The organism is Pseudomonas sp. B7(2017) (genome assembly GCF_002112745.1).
GTDB lineage: Bacteria > Pseudomonadota > Gammaproteobacteria > Pseudomonadales > Pseudomonadaceae > Aquipseudomonas > Aquipseudomonas ekonensis.
The window spans coordinates 139,369-157,036 of record NZ_NEIP01000011.1; the positions used below are offsets into that span (position 1 = coordinate 139,369).

The window sequence follows — 17,668 nt, forward strand, 5'->3', positions numbered from 1 at the left end:
GGCCAGCAGGCGCGCTTCGATTTCCCCCAGTTCGATGCGGAAGCCGCGGATCTTCACCTGATGGTCGATCCGCCCGATGTACTCGATCACGCCTTCGGCGCGGTAGCGGGTCAGGTCGCCGGTGCGGTACAGGCGTTCGCCGGTGCCGGAGAACGGATCCGGCACGAAGCGTTCGGCGGTCAGGGCCGGACGCTGGAAGTAGCCGCGGGCCAGGCCGTCGCCGCCGATCAGCAGTTCGCCCGGCGCGCCGAGGGGGTTCAGTTCCAGGTCGCTGCCCAAGATGTACAGCGCGGTGTTGTCGATGGGCTTGCCGAGGAACGGACGGCTGCTGTCCGGGCTCAGCGGATGCAGCGCCGACCAGATGGTGGTTTCGGTCGGGCCGTACAGGTTCCAGACCTTCGCCGAGCGCGCCAGCATGCGCTGCGCCAGCTCCTGAGGCAGCGCCTCGCCGCCGCAGAGGAAGGTGCGGCCGTCGAGGATGGCGGCGTGTTCGTTGTCCAGCAGCATGCGCCAGGTGGACGGAGTGGCTTGCAGCATGCTCACGCCGTGGCGGGCGATCAGCTCCAGCACCGCCTGCGGGTCCTGGTGCACGTCCTTGCCGGTCAGCACCACGGCGGCGCCGGCCAGCAGCGGGCCGTAGATCTCAAGGCCGAAGATGTCGAACGAGAACGTGGTCAGCGACAGCATGCGGTCGGCAGCGGCGATCCCCGGTTGCCCGACCATGCTGACGACGAAGTTGCTCAGGGCGCCGTGGCGCACCATCACGCCCTTCGGTTTGCCGGTGGAGCCGGAGGTGTAGATCGTGTAGGCCAGGTGTTCGGCGTCCGGCGCCACGGCAGGGGCCGATGTCGGGTAATCCGCCAGCCAGTCCTGCGGCCCATCCAGCAGCACGGTGGCCAGGCCGGCCGGGATCGGCAGCAGCGTCTGCAGGTGGGATTGGGTCAGCAGCAGCTCAAGGCCGCTGTCCTCGATCATGTAGGCCAGGCGATCTTCCGGGTAGGCCGGGTCCAGCGGCACGTAGGCGCCGCCGGCCTTGAGGATCGCCAGCAGGCCGACGATCATTTCGACGCTGCGCTCGACCGCGATGCCCACCAGCCGGTCCGGGCTGACGCCCAGCTCGATCAGCTTGTGCGCGAGGCGGTTGGCGCGGTTGTCCAGTTCGGCGTAGGTCAGCTGCGCGTCGCCGACGATCAGGGCGACGGCGTCAGGCGTCTGCCGGGCCTGCAAGGCGATGCGCTGGTGCACGCACGGCGCCGGCGCGGCGTGGTCGACCACGCGGTTCCAGTCCTGCAGCAGCACTTTGTGTTCGCTGTCGTCCAGCAGCGGCAGTTCGCCGACACGCTGGTTTGGCGCGGCGACGATGCCGCGCAACAGGTTGAGCCAGTGACGGGCCAGGCGCTCGATGGTTTCAGGCTTGAACAGGTCGGTGGCGTAGGTCAGTTCCGCCGCCACGCCCTCGCTGGACTCGTAGGTGCCCAGGGTCAGGTCGAACTGCGCGGTGCGGCCCTCCCAGACGATGTCCTCGACACTCAGTTGCGGCAGCTGCACCTGGCTCTGACGCTGGGCCCGGTCGTTGACCGCCTGGTGGTTGTACATCACCTGGAACACCGGGCTGTGGCTGAGGCTGCGCTCCGGTTGCAGGGCTTCGATCAGTTGCTCGAACGGCAGGTCCTGATGGGCCTGGGCCTCCATCGCCGCTTGCTTGACCTCGGCCAGCAGACGGTTGAACGGCAGTTGCCCGTGCACCTGGGCGCTGAGCACCTGGGTGTTGACGAAGAAGCCGATCAGGCCTTCGGTCTCGACCCGGTTGCGGTTGGCGGTCGGCACACCGACGCGGATCTGCGGCTGGCCGCTGTAGCGGTGCAGCAAGGCCTGGAACGAGGCCAGCAGCACCATGAACAGGCTGGCGCCTTCGCGCTGCGCCAGGTGCTTGAGCCCGTCGGCCAGGTCCGTCGGCAGGTTCAGGTCCAGGCGCGCGCCACGGAAGCTCTGCACCGCCGGGCGCGGATGGTCGATCGGCAGTTCCAGCACCGGCTGCTCGCCGCCCAGGGTCTTGACCCAGTACGCCAGTTGCCGCTCACGTTCGCCGGCCTCCAACCAGTGCCGTTGCCAGATCGCGTAGTCGGCGTACTGCACCGCCAGCGGCGGCAGGGTCAGCGGTTGGCCGGCGGTGTCGGCGGCGTACAGCTTGATCAGTTCGCCGACCAGCACCTGCATCGACCAGCCATCGGAAATGATGTGGTGCTGGATTAACGCCATGACATGGTCGTCGTCCGCCACCTTGAGCAGCGCGACCCGCAGCAGCGGGCCCTGCTGGAGGTTGAACGGGCGCGCGGTCTCGCCTTCGACGAACGCCTTGACGGCGGCGTCCACCGCCGCCGCGTCCAGCCCCGGCGCCAACGGCTGCACCGACACGCTCAACGGCATGTGCGGGTGGATCACCTGGCAGGTCTTTTCATCGTGCTCGACGAAGGTGGTGCGCAAGCTCTCGTGGCGCGCCACCAGGACATTGAAGCTGCGCTCCAGCGCCGCGACGTCCAGCGCGCCCTTCAGGCGCAGGGCGCTGGGGATGTGGTACGCGGTGCTGTGCGGGTCCATCTGCCACAGGAACAACTGGCGTTCCTGGGCATACGACAGCGGGATCGCCTCGAAGCCTGTACGGGTTTCCGGAATCGGCAGGTTGGCCGGCGAGACGCCCTCTTCGAGCATCTTTTCCAGGTACAGCTTACGTTTGTCCAGCGGCAGAGTGATAAAGCGCTTGGCAATCCTCAAAGCAACACTCGTGTCCATCAGACCTCCTCCATATCGTCAAGCAGGGCTTCCAGCTTGCTCAGTTTCTGTTCATTGATAGCCCCGCCTCCTGTATTGAGGTGAGCGACGAAGTCGCCCAGGACGGGGTGCTGGAATAGCAGTTGCGGAGTCAGGCTCAGCCCCAGTTCAAGGGCCATTCGCGACACGACATTCACCGCCAGCAGCGAGTGCCCGCCCAGTTCGAAGAAGTGATCGTTCAGACCGATCCGTCCGACGGACAGCACCTGCTGCCAGATCGCCGCGACCTGCTGCTCAAGCTCCGACTGCGGCGCGACGTACGCGGCCTGCATCTGGCTGGCGTCCACCGCCGGCAGCGCCTTGCGGTCGAGCTTGCCGTTGGGGGTCAGGGGCAGCTGTTCGAGGAACAACAGGTGCGCGGGAATCATGTAGTCAGGTAACGAAGACTTGAGGCCAGTCTTTAGTCCCTCGCGCAGTCGGCGTTGCGCCTCGCCGTCGGACAGATCCAGTTGCGCGGCGGCCACGTACGCCGCCAGTTGCGCGCCGCCCTCGCCGTCCACCGCCAGCACCGCCGCTTCGCGCACGCCCGGCTGGGCCAGCAGGCGCGCCTCGATTTCGCCCAGCTCGATGCGGTAGCCGCGGATTTTCACTTGGTGGTCGATCCGGCCCATGTACTCAAGCTCGCCGTCCTCGCGCAGGCGGATCAGGTCGCCGGTGCGGTACAGGCGCTCGCCGTCGCCGGCGAACGGATTGGGCACGAACTTCTCGGCGGTCATCGCCGCACGGCCCAGGTAGCCCCGGGTGACGCCGGCACCGGACAGGTACAGTTCCGCCGACACGCCCTGGGGCACCGCTTGCAGATCGGCGTCCAGCAGATGGCTGGCGGAGTGGTCGAGCGCCCGGCCGATGCGCGCCTGGCCACCGGCGCGGCGGCGGGTCCAGGTTGAGTAGGTGGTGTCTTCCGACGGCCCGTAGAGGTCGTAGACGTGCTCGATGCCCGGCGTTTGGTACAGCGCCTCCACCAGCGCCTGCTTCAGCGGCTCGCCGGCCAGGTTGACGATCCGCACGCCCGGCGGGATCTGCCCGGCACGCTGCAGCGCGGCGATGGCCGACGGCACGGTGTTGATCAGGCGCACCTGGTCCCGCGCCGGCAAGTGCGGCAGCTCCAGGGCATTGCGGGCGATGATCAGCGACCCGCCGTTGGCCAGGGTCACGAACAGCTCCCACACCGACAGGTCGAAGCACACCGACGTGGACGCCAGCACGCCCTGGATGTCCTCGCGGCGGTACACCTGCGCCGACCAGTCGATCAGCGCCATGACGTTGCGGTGGGCGATCGCCACCCCTTTCGGCTTGCCGGTGGATCCGGAGGTGTAGATCACGTAGGCCAGGTTGTCCGGCGTCACCTGCGTACGCGGCGTCTCCCGGGCATAGCCGTCCAGCGCGACCTCGTCCATCAGCACCACGTCGGTGCCGGCGCCCACGGTCAGGGTGGCGGCGATGTCCCGCTCGGTCAGCAGCACCCGCGCGCGGCTGTCTTCGAGCATGTAGGCCACGCGGTCGGCCGGGTAGTCCGGATCCAGCGGCACGTAGGCGCCGCCGGCCTTGAGCACCGCCAGCAACGCCACCAGCAAGTGCTCGGAACGCGGCATCGCCACGCCCACCCGCACTTCCGGGCCGACGCCCAGTTCGATCAGCTTGTGCGCCAGGCGGTTGGCTCGGGCGTCCAGCTCGGCGTAGCTCAGTTGCCGTTCGGCGAAGGTCACGGCCAGCGCGTCCGGGGTGGCGGCCACCTGACGGCCGACGGCCTGGTGGATGCACCGGTCGGTGACGAAGCGGTTGTCCGCAGGCTCGACATCGCACAGCGTCAGTTCGCTCAACGAGCGCTCGCCCGCATCGGTCATCTGGCTGAGCAGACGCTGCAGGTGCGCACCCAACTGCGCCACGCCGGCACTGGCGAAGCGGCCGTTCTGGTAGCTGAAGTGCACCGACAGCTCGCTGCCCAGGTGCACCAGCAGGGTCAACGGGTAGTTGGTCTGCTCATGGTTGACCACCGGGCCGAACCGCAGGCCCTGGGGCGCGCCCTGCTCCAGCGCCTCGGCGATCGGGTAGTTCTCGAACACCATCAGGCTGTCGAACAGGGCCTCGCCGCCCTGCCCGGCCCAGCGCTGGATCTGCGCCAGCGGCGTGTGCTCGAACTCGCGCAGCGCCAGGTTCTGCGCCTGCACGGCGGCCAGCCAATCGGCCAGGCTCTGCTGCGCACGCGGCGCGGCGATCACCGGCAGGCTGTTGATGAACAGGCCGATCTGCTGCTCGGCCCCCGGCAGATCCGCCGGACGCCCGGCGACCGTGGCGCCGAACGCCACGCAGTCCTTGCCGGTGTAGCGCTGCAACAGCAGCAGCCACGCCGCTTGCACCACGGTGTTGACGGTGACTTTCGAGGCGCGGGCGAACTCGCCCAGACGCTGGGTCAGCCCGGCGTCCAGCACCTGGTAGTGATCGCCGTAACCGGTGGCCGGCAACCCCGCCGCCGGACGCGCCATGGCATCGGCCAGGCGGGTCGGCTCTTGCAGGTCGTCCAGCGCCGCCCGCCACCAGGCTTCGGCCGCTGCGGCGTCCTGGCGCTGCAGCCAGGCGATGTAGTCGCGGTAACGGCCCGCCGGACGCGGCACCGCGTCGCCGCTGTAATGCTGCAGCACTTCGCCGAGCAACTGCGCGCTGCTCCAGCCGTCCATCAGGATGTGATGGTTGGTGTAGATCAGGTGATGGCGCCCGGCCCCGGTGCGCACCAGCACCAGACGCAGCAGCGGTGCGCGGGTCAGGTCGAGGCCTTGGGCACGCTCTTCGTCGGCGAGCGATTGCAGGGCCGTGTCGAGGTCGTCCCGGCCGTTCCAGTCGAGCACGCGGAACGGCACCGCCACCTGGCGCTGCACCACTTGCACCGGCTGTTCCAGGTCGCCCTGCCAGACGAACCCGGTGCGCAGGATGTCGTGGGCATCCATCGCCGCCTGCCACGCGGCACGGAAACGCTCGGGATCGACGCCGTCGACGTCCAGGCGCATCTGGTTGATGTAGTCGCCGTTGCCGTGTTCGAGCAGGGTGTGGAACAGCATGCCCTGCTGCATCGGCGACAGCGGGTAGATGTCGTCGATGGCCTGCGGCTGCGGCGCCAGCACGTCGAGCTGGGCCTGGGTCAGCGAGGCCAGCGGGAAGTCCGACGGCGTCACCCCACGGTTAGAGCTGTCGCAGCAATGGGCGATCAGCGCGGTCAGTTCTTGCAGGTAGTCGTCGGCCAGGCGCTGGATGGTCGCCGGCTCGAACATCTCGCGGCTGAACGTCCAGCTCAGGTCCAGTTCGCCGCCGAACACTTTGCCGTCCAGGGCCAGCGGGCTGCCCAGCGGGCCCTGCATGTTCACCTCTTCGCCGCCGGATTCGGCGGTCGGCGCGAACAGCGCATCGCCTTCGGCCTCGAAACCGCCGTCGAACTGGCCCAGGTAGTTGAAGGTCAGGCGTGACGTCGGCAAGGCTTGCAGGGTCTGGCGCGCGTGGTCGTCGCCCAGGTGCGCGAGGGCGCCGAAGCCGATGCCCTTGTTCGGGATCGCCCGCAGTTGCTCCTTGATCTGCTTGAGCGAGGCCCCCAGGTCTGCGGCCGGCGTCAGGCGCGCCGGGAACAGGCTGGTGAACCAGCCGACGGTGCGGGTCAGATCGACCGTGTCGAACAGGTCTTCACGGCCATGCCCTTCCAGTTGCACCAGCACGCTGTCATCGCCGGTCCAGCGCACCATCACCCGCGCCAGCGCGGTCAGCAGCAGGTCGTTGACCTGGGTGCGGTAGGCCGCCGGGGCCTCCTGCAACAGTTGGCGGGTCAGCTCTTTGCTCAGCGGCGTGCGGATCGCCTGCGCCTGACAGTGCTGCTGGCCGCCCTCAGGGTTGTCGCACGGCAGCGCCACCGACGCGCCTTGCAACTGCTGCTGCCAGAAGCCCAGCTCGGCCTGCAACGGCTCGCTGGCGGCATAGCCCTGCAACGCTTCGGCCCAGGCCTTGACCGAGCTGGTCCTGGCCGGCAACTGCACGGCGGCGCCGGCCAGGATCTGCCGGTAAGCGCTTTGCAGGTCTTCGAACAGGATCCGCCACGACACACCGTCGACCACTAGGTGATGGACGATCAGCAACAGGCGCTGGCTGCCGTCGGCCAGATCCGCCAGCACGGCGCGGATCAGCGAGCCGCCGTTCAGCTTCAGGCTGCGCTGGGCCTGGTTGCCCAAGGCCTCCAGCGCCGCAAGGTCAGCGACCTCGGCCGGGATGAGGATGGCTTCGCCCGCCTGCGCCTGCGCGCTGCGGTACTGCGCCGACCAGGCGTCGGCCTGCTCGGTGAATGCCAGGCGCAGGCTGTCGTGGTGCGCCACCAAGGCCTGCAACGCTTGCTCCAGCACCTGCCCGTCCAGCGGCTGGCGGGCCTTGAGCATCACCGACTGGTTCCAGTGGTGCCGGTCCGGGATCGGTTGGGCGAAGAACCACTGATGGATCGGCAGCAGCGCGGTCGCACCGCTGGCCGGCCGCTGGTCGATCGCCTGCAACGGTTCGCCGGTCTGCACCACGGCCGCCAGCGCCTGGACGGTCTGGTGCTGGAACAGGTCTTTGGGCGTGAAGCGCAGCCCGGCCTGGCGGGCGCGGCTGACCACCTGGATCGAGATGATCGAGTCGCCGCCCAGTTCGAAGAAGTTGTCGCCGAGGCCGACCCGCTCAAGCTTGAGCACGTCCTGCCAGATCGTCGCCAGTTGCTGCTCCAGCGCCGTCTGCGGCGCCACGTAAGCCTGCTGCAATTGGCTGACGTCAGGCTTGGGCAGGTTCTTGCGGTCGAGCTTGCCGTTGGGCGTCAGCGGCATGCGTTCGAGGGTCAGCACGTAGGCCGGCACCATGTGCGCCGGCATCGTCGCCTTCAACTGCTCGCGCAGGCCCTCGGCGAAGTCCGCCCGCTGCGCGTCGCCGACCACGTAGGCCACCAGGCGCTTGCTGCCGCCGCTTTCCTGGGCCACCACCACCGCTTCGCGCACGCCCTCCAGGGCTTGCAGGCGCGCCTCGATTTCCCCCAGCTCGATGCGGAAGCCGCGGATCTTCACCTGGTTGTCGATGCGTTGCAGGTAGTCGAAGGTGCCGTCGGCGCGCTGGCGCACCAGGTCGCCGGTGCGGTACAGCACGCCGCCGGCCTGGCCGAACGGGTCGGCAACGAAACGCTCGGCGGTCATCGCCGCCCGGTTCAGGTAGCCGCGGGCCACGCCGCTGCCGCCCAGGTACAGCTCGCCGGCCATGCCTTGGGGCAACAGGTTCAGGTCGGCGTCGAGCACATAGGCGCTGCGGTCGCCGATGCGGCTGCCGATCGGCGCATAGGCGGCGCCGCACGGTTCATCGCGGCCGGCCTTCCAGATCAGCGGGGTGACCACGGTCTCGGTCGGGCCGTAGCCGTTGATGATGTACTCCGGCTTCAGCGCACGCTTGACCCGTTCGAAGCTGGCGTTCGGCACCGCGTCGCCGCCGAAGCAGTAGATGCGCACCTTCGGCGGGTTGCCCACGCGCTCGGCGTGTTCGGCCAGCTGTTGCAGGTACACCGGCGGGAACGCGACCACGGTCACGCCGTGTTCGAGCATCGCGTTGTAGGTCTGCTCCGGCGTCCACAGGCTGTCGTCGCGGATCAGCAGCGAGCCGCCGTGGGTCAGGCTGGTCAGCCAGCGTTCGTGGGCGCCGTCGAAGGCGAACGACATGAAGTGGAATTCGCAGTCGGTGTCGCGCATCTCGTAGCGCTCGCCGATGGCCAGGCAATGCATCGACAGCGGGCCGTGGGTGACGCTCACGCCTTTGGGGTTGCCGGTGGAGCCGGAGGTGTAGATCACGTAGGCGAGGTTGTCCGGATCCAGCGCCACGTCCGGCGCCTGGGCCGGACGGTCGCTGAGGTCGAGGCGGTCCAGTTCCAGCACGCTCAGCGCCTCGCCGACCGGCAGCTGCGCCGACACCCGCGAATCGGTCAGCAGCAGCGCCAGCCCGGCGTCCTGCATCAGGTACGCCAGGCGCTCGCGCGGGTAGCTGGTGTCCAGCGGCACATAGGCGCCGCCGGCCTTGAGCACCGCCAGCAGCGCGACGATCAGGCCTTCGCTGCGCGGCATGGCCACGCCGACCCGCACTTCGGCGCCCACGCCACGGGCCACCAGCTCATGGGCCAGGCGGTTGGCCCGGGCATCCAGTTCGCCATAGCTGTAGTGCTGGCCGTCGAAGATCACGGCGGTGCGTTCAGGCTGCTGCGCCGCCAGTCGGGCGTAGCGCTGATGCACGGCGATGTCCATCGGGTAGGCCTGCGGCCGGTTCTCGGCCTGTTGCCGGGCGTGTTCCTCGGCAGTGGCCAGGGCGATCTCGCCGAGGCGGCGCTCGCCGGATTCGGCGAACCGCTCCAGCAGGTGCAGCAGTTGCGCGCTGAGGCGCTCGACGGTGGCGGCGCTGAAGTGCGCCCGGTCGACGCTCATGTGCAGCGCCAGGGTGTCGCCCAGGGTGACGCCCAAGGTCAGCGGGTAGTGGGTCTGATCCTGGTTGGCCACAGGACCGAACACCACACCTTCGGCGGTGCCGTGCTGCAGCGCTTCGGAGATCGGGAAGTTCTCGAACACCAGCAAGGTGTCGAACAGCGACTCGCCGCCCTGCCCGGCCCAGCGCTGGATGTTCGCCAGCGGCGTGTGTTCGAACTCACGCAGCGCCAGGTTCTGCGCCTGCACGGCGGCCAGCCACGCGGCCACAGTCTGGTCCGGACGGCTGGCGGCGATCACCGGCAAGGTGTTGATGAACAGGCCCACCTGTTGCTCGATGCCGGCAATCTCCGCCGGACGCCCGGCCACGGTGGTGCCGAACGCCACGCAGGCGCTGCCGGTGTAGCGCTGCAACAGCAGCAGCCAGGCGGCCTGCACCAGCGTGTTGACAGTGACTTTCTGTTCACGGGCGAACGCGTTCAGGCGCCGGGTGCGCGCCGCGTCGAGGTCGTGATGCGTGAGGGCATGACCGCTTACGGTGCGCACCTCGCCGCCGGCCGCCGCAGCCTGCGCCAGCACGGTCGGCTCCTGGAAGTCCGCCAGTTGCGCCAGCCAGAACGCTTCGCTGACGGCGGCGTCCTGACGTTGCAGCCACTGGATGTAATCGGCGTAGCGGCTCACCGGACGCGCCGGCTCAAGCCCCGCGTAACGCTGCAGCACCTCGCCGAGCATCTGCGCGCTGCTCCAGCCGTCCATCAGGATGTGGTGGTTGGTGAAGATCAGGTGATGGCGGTGTAAAGCAACGCGGATCAGGGTCACGCGCAGCAGCCCGGCCCGGGTCAGGTCGAAGCCTTGGGCCAGGTCGGCGGCGGTGAAGTCCTTGAGCGCCTGGGCGACGTCGTCGCGTTCGCGCCAGTCGAGCAGCGTGTACGGCAGTTCGAGGCGGCGGTGGATGATCTGCAGTTGCTCCTGCAGTTCGCCCTGCCAGATGAAGCCGCTGCGCAGGATGTCGTGGGCATCCATCGTCGCCTGCCACGCGGCGCGGAAGCGCTCGGGGTCGAGGCCGTCGACGTCCACGCACAGCTGGTTGATGTAGGTGCCGGTGCCTTGCTCGTACAGGGTGTGGAACAACATGCCCTGCTGCATCGGCGACAGCGGATAGAGGTCTTCGATGGCGGCGGCCGGCACCGGGATCGCGTCCAACTGCGCCTGGCCGATGTGCGCCAGCGGGAAGTCCGACGGCGTCACGCCCATCGATTCCGGCAGGCAGCAGTGGCGGATCAGGGCCTGGAGCTCGGTTTCGTATTCGGCGGCCAGACGGGCGATGGTCGCCTCGTTGAACTGCTCGCGGCTGAAGGTCCAGCGCAGGTCGAGCTCGCCGTCGTAGACCTGGCCTTCTACGCCCAGCCAGTTGTCCAGCGGCGCGTCCGGGCTCTGCTCGCCGCCGGCGCCCTCGCCGGCCGGGCTGAACAGCGCGCCCTCTTCGGCATCGAAACTGCCGTCGAACTGGCCGAGGTAGTTGAAGGTGATGCGCGGCATCGGCAGCGCTTTCAGGCTGGCCTGCACAGAAGGCTCGCCCAGGTGGCGCAGCACGCCGAAGCCGATGCCTTTGTTGGGGATCGCGCGCAGCTGTTCCTTGACCTGCTTGATCGCCGCCGCGACGGATTGCGCCGGGGTCAGGCGCACCGGGAACAGGCTGGTGAACCAGCCCACGGTGCGGGTCAGGTCGATGTCGTCGAACAGGTCTTCGCGGCCGTGGCCTTCCAGTTGGATCAGGGTGTCGGCGTGGCCGGTCCAGCGGCAGATCACCCGCGCCAGGGCGGTCAGCAGCAGGTCGTTGACCTGGGTGCGGTAGGCCGCCGGGGCCTGTTGCAGCAGCTGTTGGGTGAGGCGCTTGTCGAGGCGGCTGTGGACAACCTTGGCGTGACGGCTCTGGCGGCTGCCCTGTGGGTTGTCGCACGGCAGCGCCAGCTCGGCGCCGTCGAGCTGACGTTGCCAGAAGCCCAGTTCGGCCTGCACCGCGTCGGTTGCGGCGTAGGCCTGCAGGTGCTCGCCCCAGGCCTTGTACGGGCTGGTCTTGGCCGGCAGCTGGATGCCCGTGCCTTGCGCCGCTTGCTGATAGGCCTGTTGCAGGTCCTCCAGCAGGATCCGCCACGACACGCCGTCCACCGCCAGGTGATGCACCGCCAGCAACAGGCGCTGGCTGCCGTCGGCGACGGTGGCCAGCACCGCACGCAGCAGCGGGCCGTGTTGCAGGCTCAGGCTCTGCTGGGCCTTGCCGTACAGCGCTTGCAGGTCGGCATCGGTCAGGCCGTCCGCCGTCCACAGCAGTTCAGGGTCGGCCGCCACCGGCGCCACGTCGGCGCGCCAACCGTCGGTGCCCTCGACGAAGCGCGAACGCAGGCCGTCGTGGTGCGCCGCCAGCCCGTTGAGCGCTTGCAGCAGCGCGTCGGCATTCAGGGCCTGATGGCTGCGCAGCAGCACCGCCTGGTTCCAGTGGTGACGCTGGGGAATGTCGTCTTCGAAGAAGGTGTGCTGGATCGGCAGCAACGGCAGCTCGCCGGTCACCGGCCCCTGATCGATGCTCACCCCGCCGCGGCCCTGCTGCGCCACCGCCGCCAGCGCCTGCACGGTCTGGTGCTGGAACAGGTCGCGCGGACTGAAGTGAATCCCGGCCTGACGCGAGCGGCTGACCACCTGAATGGAAATGATCGAGTCGCCGCCCAGTTCGAAGAAGTTGTCGGTCAGGCCGACCTGGTCGAGCTTGAGCACCTCCTGCCAGATCGCCGCGATCTTCTGCTCCAGTTCGCTGCGCGGCGCGACGAACGCCTGCTGCATCTGGCTGGCGTCCGGCGCCGGCAACGCCTTGCGGTCGAGCTTGCCGTTGGGGCTCAGGGGCAGCGCGGCCAGGAACACCATCTGGGTCGGCACCATGTAGTCCGGCAGGCTGTCCTTGAGCTGCGCCTTGATCGCCTCGCGGGCTGCGCCCTGGCCGTCGGCCGAGGCGTCGACCACGGCGGCGTCCGCCGGCACCACGTAGGCGACCAGTTGCAGGCTGCTGCCGCCCTGCACCGCGAGCACCACAGTCTCGCTGACCGCGTCCAGCGCCAGCAGGCGCGCCTCCACCTCGCCCAGCTCGATCCGGAAGCCGCGGATCTTCACTTGATGGTCGACCCGGCCGACGTACTCGATCTGGCCAAGGGCGTTGTAGCGCGCCAGGTCGCCGGTGCGGTACAGGCGCGCGCCATCGGCGGAGAACGGATCGGGGATGAAGCGCTCGGCGGTCAGGTCGGCGCGCTGGAAGTAACCCCGCGCCAGCAGTTCGCCGCCGAGCATCAGTTCGCCGACCACGCCGACCGGGGTCGGCTGGCCCTCGGCGTCCAGCAGGTAGGCATGGCGGCCCGGCAGCGGCCGGCCGATGGGCATCGTCAGCGGCAGCGGCTGCTGCCCGCTGACGTAGTCGCTGCAATCGAGGGTGGTGGCGGTGACGGTGGCCTCGGTCGGGCCGTAGGTGTTGAGCAGCCTCACGTGCCCCAGGCCCGCCTCGCGCCAGGCCTGCACGCCTTCCGGCGGCATCGCCTCGCCGCCGCTGTGCACCTGGCGCAGCGCGGCGTAGTCGCGCGGGCCTGCGGCGGCGAACTCCTTGGCGATCATGTTCCAGTAGGCGGTGGTCAGGTCCATCACCGTGATGCCCTGCCCGACGATCTGGCGGTACAGGGTTTCGCTGTCCCACACCTCGTTGCCGCGCAGCAGCACGCGGGCGCCGCAAGTCAGCGGGCCGAACAGTTGCTCGCCGAACGCATCGAAGTTGAACGTGGCGAACTGCAGCGCGCAATCGGCGGCGCTCAGGCCGTAGTAGTGCTGCGAAGCGAAGGCGTGCTTGCTCAGGGCGCCATGGCTGATGCCGACGCCTTTCGGGCGCCCGGTGGAGCCGGAGGTGAACATCACATAGGCCAGGTTGTCGGCCCAGACGGTGCGTTGCGGGTTGCCGTCCTCGTCGTGCAGCCAGGCTTCGGCCTGGTCCAGGCACAGGCTCCGGACGTTCTCGGGCACCGGCAGACGCCCGAGCAGATGGCTTTGGGTCAGCAGCAGGCGGCTGCCGCTGTCTTCGATCATGCACAGCAGGCGGTCGCGCGGGTATTGCGGATCCAGCGGCACATAGGCGCCGCCGGCCTTGAGCACGGCGAGGATGGCGACGATCAGCTCCAGCCCCCGGTCGACCGCGATGCCCACCAACACCTCCGGGCCGACCCCTTCGGCCAGCAGCGTGCGGGCCAGGCGGTTGGCCCGGGCGTTGAGCTGGGCATAGGTCAGTTGCTCGCCGTCGAAGATCAGGGCGACCGCGTCCGGCGTCTTCGCCACTTCGGCCTCGAACAGCTCATGCACCGGGCGCTCGCTCGGCCATGCGGCGTCATGACGGCCCCACTGGCGGATCAACTGCTCGTGTTCCTGCGCCTGCATCAGGCCGATGTCGCCGACCCGCTGCTGCGGATCGGCGGCGACGCTGCGCAGCAGCTCGCTCCAGTGCCGCGCCATGCGTTCAATGGTCTGCGCATCGAACAGGTCGCTGGCGTAGGTGAACGCCGCGTGCAGCTGGCCGCCCTTCTCGTAGGTGTCCAGGCTCAAGTCGAACTGGGTGCTGCGGCTTTCCCACTCGATGACGCCCAGCTCCAGGCCGTTGCCGACCTTGAGCGCGGTGACGTCGGCGACTTCCGGCTGGTGGTTGTACATCACCTGGAACAGCGGGTTGTAGCTCAGGCTGCGCTCCAGCTTCAGCGCCTCGACCAGGCGCTCGAACGGCAAGTCCTGGTGGGCCTGGGCGCCGAGGGCGGTTTCCTTGAGGTCGCGCAGCAGGTCGGCGAAGCGGGTCTGGCCGTCCAGTTGCGCACGCAACACCTGGGTGTTGACGAAGAAGCCGATCAGCCCTTCGATCTCGCGGCGGTTGCGGTTGGCGATGGGCACGCCGACGCGCAGGTCGGTCTGCCCGGTGTAGCGGTGCAGCAGCACATTGAAGGTGCCCAGCAACAGCATGAACAGGGTGACGCCGTGCTGGCGGGCCACGCCGCGCAACTGCTCGACCAGCCCGGCCTCGACGACGTGCTCCAGGCGCCGGCCCAGGTTACTCGGCAGCACCGGGCGCGGACGGTCCAGCGGCAGTTCCAGCACCGGGTGTTCGTCGCCCATCTGCGCCAGCCAGTAGTCGAGCTGGCGCTGCTGCTCGCCGGCCTCCAGCCAGCGGCGCTGCCACAGTGCGTAGTCGCTGTACTGCACCGGCAACGGCGGCAGTTCGGCGACGATGCCCTGGTCGTGAGCGTCGTAGAAGCGGCAGAACTCGTCGATCAGCACGTTCATCGACCAACCGTCGGACACGATGTGGTGCAAGGTCAGCAGCAGCACGTGTTCCTGCTCGCCCAGTTGCAGCAGCACCACCCGCAGCAGCGGACCGTTGGCCAGATCGAACGGCAGCAGCGATTGTTCCTGGGCGGCGGCCGCCACCTGTACCTCACGCTCGTCCGCCGGCAGGGCCGACAGGTCGATGCGGCGGATCTCCAGCGGCTGTTGCAGCGGCACTTGCAGCAGGCTGTCGTCGGCCTGCTGGCGGAACACGGTGCGCAGGGTCTCGTGACGCTCGATGAGGCTGGCGAAGGCCTGCTCCAGCGCTGGCCGGTTCAGGCGCCCGGTCAGGCGCACCGCCGCCGGCAGGTTGTAGGCGCCGCTCTGCGGATCCAGGTGCCAGAGAAACCACATGCGCTGCTGGGCGTAGGAGAGCGCCTGGCGATCCTCGGCCTCGACCCCGGCCGGAATCGGAAACCTTGAAAAGTCCACGCCTTCGCGTTGCAGGGCGGCGAGGAACATCTGGCGCTTTTCCAGCGGCAACCCGATAAACCGGCGAGCGAGTTTCAAGGAGTCATCAGCATTCATTTCTTGGGATCCGGATTCAGTAGGCAAGAAGCACAAAGGCACGTCGTCCCTATAAAACGAACCCAGACCTGAAAAATTAGCGATTGAGAACAACTGTCAGCGGGGAGGTAAAGCGGGGGCGCAGGAGGGAATTCTTGAAGGTGGGAGGGGTTGTCTTGGCCTTGCTCGGCGGCGCCCGGGCTGACGCCATCGCCAGCAGGCTGGCTCCCACCGGGCTGCGGTGGCCGCAGATTTTGCATTCACCCGGCACTCTGCGGGAGCCAGCCTGCTGGCGATGGCTTCAGTGAGGGCACCGCCTGCCGGACTGGAGGGGAATGTCAGGCGCTCACGGCCAGGGCATGCCGCCGGTGATGGATCTCCAGTTGGTCCTTGATCACCTTCAGCACCTTGGCCTCGTGCTCATGGATGAAGAAGTGCCCGCCGGCCAGCATGTCCACCGAGAAGCTGCCGCGGGTCTCCTTGCTCCAGCCGATCAGCTGTTCGGTGGTGGCGCGGTCAGCCTTGCCGCCCAGCACGTGCACCGGGCAGTTGAGCAAGGGGCGCTGCATAGGCTCGAAGGTGCCGCAGAGCAGGAAATCGGCGCGCAGGATCGGCAGGGTCAGGCTCATCAACTCTTTGTTGGCCAACACCTCTTCGCTGGTGCCGTTGAGCGTGCGCAGCTGCTCGATCAGTTCGGCATCGGTCTTGGGGTCGGCGAAGCCGCGGTCGTAGTCGGCCCGCAGGGTCGGCGCCGCCGTGCCGGAGGCGAACAGCGCCACCGGTTCCGGGCAGCCCAAGGCGCGCAGGGCATGGGCCAGTTCGCAGGCCAGCAACGCGCCCAGGCTGTGGCCGAACAACGCGTACGGGGTCTTGAGCGTCGGGCGCAATTCTTTGGCCAACTGCATCGCCAGCCCCCGCATGTCGGTGTGCAGCGGCTCGTCGAACCGGGCGCCGCGCCCCGGCAGTTCCACCGGCTGCAATTGCAGCCATTGCGGCAGCTTGGGCCGCCAGCGGCTGTAGACCATGGCACTGGCGCCGGAATACGGCAGGCACAGCAGGGTCAACTTGGTCACCACGCTTCCCTCTCATGAACGTCTCTATAGAGGGGGGACGGATGGCCCGCCCGGCAAATTAGTCGGCGCCCGGTAAATTCCCCCGACAAGCGCTCGTTAACCGTTCAGACCAAAACAACAACGTCACAGCGGGGAATCACCGTGGATCTGCACAGCATTCTGGGCAAACTGTTCGCCAATGCCGGCGCCGTCGGCATCGAAGGCGTGTTCCAATTCGTGTTCGGCCCGCAGGCGGCGTACTGGGCCGAGGTCGGAACCACCAGCCGCACCGGGCCCGGGCGCCATGCCAGCCCCGATGTGACCATCGAGGTGGCGCAGCAGGATTTCCTCGGGATCATGGGCGGCACGGCCAACGTCGAGGAACTGTTCGCCAGCGGTCGCCTGAAGATCGGCGGCAACATGGGCCTGGCCACGCTGCTGCCGCAAATCATCGACCAAGCCATGCACGGCGGCGCCCCGACCGAAAAGGTCGACATGAACAAACGTTACCCGACGCCGGCGCGCGTAAGCGAGCGACTCACCGCGGGGCTGCCGGTGCAGACCCAGATCGAACGGCGCCCGCGCAGCGAATTGCCGGTGGACGAATTCAGGCGCCGCTACCTGCCCCAGGGCATTCCCGTGGTGATCAGCAATGCATTGCACGACTGGCCGCTGTTCAACCTCAGCCGTGAAGAATCGCTGGAGCACTTCGCCGAGCTGCAAGGCATCACCCGCCACGGCGACTACGTGAAGAAGACGTTCTCCACGGAGCGGGACTTTCGCTCCACGTCCATGGCCGAGTTCATCGCCTCCCTCGACAGCCCGGCGGTCAAGGGCGAAAACGGCGAACCGCCGGCCTACATGGGCAACAACATCCTGCCGGCCAAGCTGATGGAACAAATCCGCCTGCCGGCCTACTTCGACGCCGGGCTGTTCATCCCGCCCCGGATCTGGATCGGCCCCAAAGGCACCCTCACGCCGCTGCACCGCGACGACACCGACAACCTGTTCGCCCAGGTCTGGGGCCAGAAGCGGTTCACCCTCGCCGCGCCCCATCACCGCGAAGCGCTGGGCACCTGGTCCACCGCGCCGGAAGGCGGCCTGGACGGCTGCGACTTCAACCCGGACGCGCCGGACTACGGGCGCTTCCCCGCCGCCCGCGACGTGACGTTCCTGCGGGTGGTGCTGGAGGCCGGGGATCTGCTGTTCCTGCCTGAGGGCTGGTTCCATCAGGTGGAGTCGGTCTCGACGTCGCTGTCGGTGAACTTCTGGGTGAATTCCGGCCGGGGCTGGTGAAGCGGCAGCCTTGCCCCTGCCCGGCGGCGCCCTCGCTGACGCCATCGCCAGCAGGCTGGCTTGTATGCTGGTACTTGAAGGGAGGAGGAGGGACTAGGCTGGATTCTGACTGTTGACGCAGTACAGACCGTGGGAGATTTC

4 protein-coding genes (1 of these 4 cut by a window edge) are annotated in these 17,668 nt (G+C 68.4%); 1 reads left to right on the forward strand and 3 read right to left on the reverse strand.

Going from position 1 to position 17,668, the window contains the following annotated elements; genetic code table 11:
* The 3 genes from CAG29_RS28915 to CAG29_RS20310 all read right to left on the reverse strand — a co-directional run.
* Nucleotides 1-2,790, reverse strand: partial view of a non-ribosomal peptide synthetase gene (locus CAG29_RS28915; RefSeq protein WP_085695044.1) — the start only. 12,282 nt of this gene lie to the left of the window's left edge; 2,790 of the gene's 15,072 nt are visible here — the first part of the coding sequence; the start codon lies at nt 2,788-2,790; the stop codon falls past the left edge of the window.
* Nucleotides 2,790-15,200, reverse strand: coding sequence for a non-ribosomal peptide synthetase (locus tag CAG29_RS20305; RefSeq protein WP_085695045.1), 12,411 nt, complete (start codon nt 15,198-15,200; stop codon nt 2,790-2,792). Before CAG29_RS20305 ends, CAG29_RS28915 begins: the two co-directional genes overlap by 1 nt.
* A 317-nt stretch (nt 15,201-15,517) precedes the next feature.
* The gene (locus tag CAG29_RS20310; protein ID WP_085638158.1) at nt 15,518-16,255 is read right to left on the reverse strand and encodes a thioesterase II family protein; all 738 of its coding nucleotides are present in this window, start codon (nt 16,253-16,255) and stop codon (nt 15,518-15,520) included.
* A 138-nt stretch (nt 16,256-16,393) separates the two neighbouring features.
* On the opposite strand from CAG29_RS20310, the gene CAG29_RS20315 reads away from it, so the two are divergent.
* A complete protein-coding gene (locus CAG29_RS20315) occupies nt 16,394-17,527 on the forward strand; it encodes a cupin-like domain-containing protein (RefSeq protein WP_085577542.1) in 1,134 nt (377 codons plus the stop codon).
* Nucleotides 17,528-17,668: the final 141 nt, after the last annotated feature.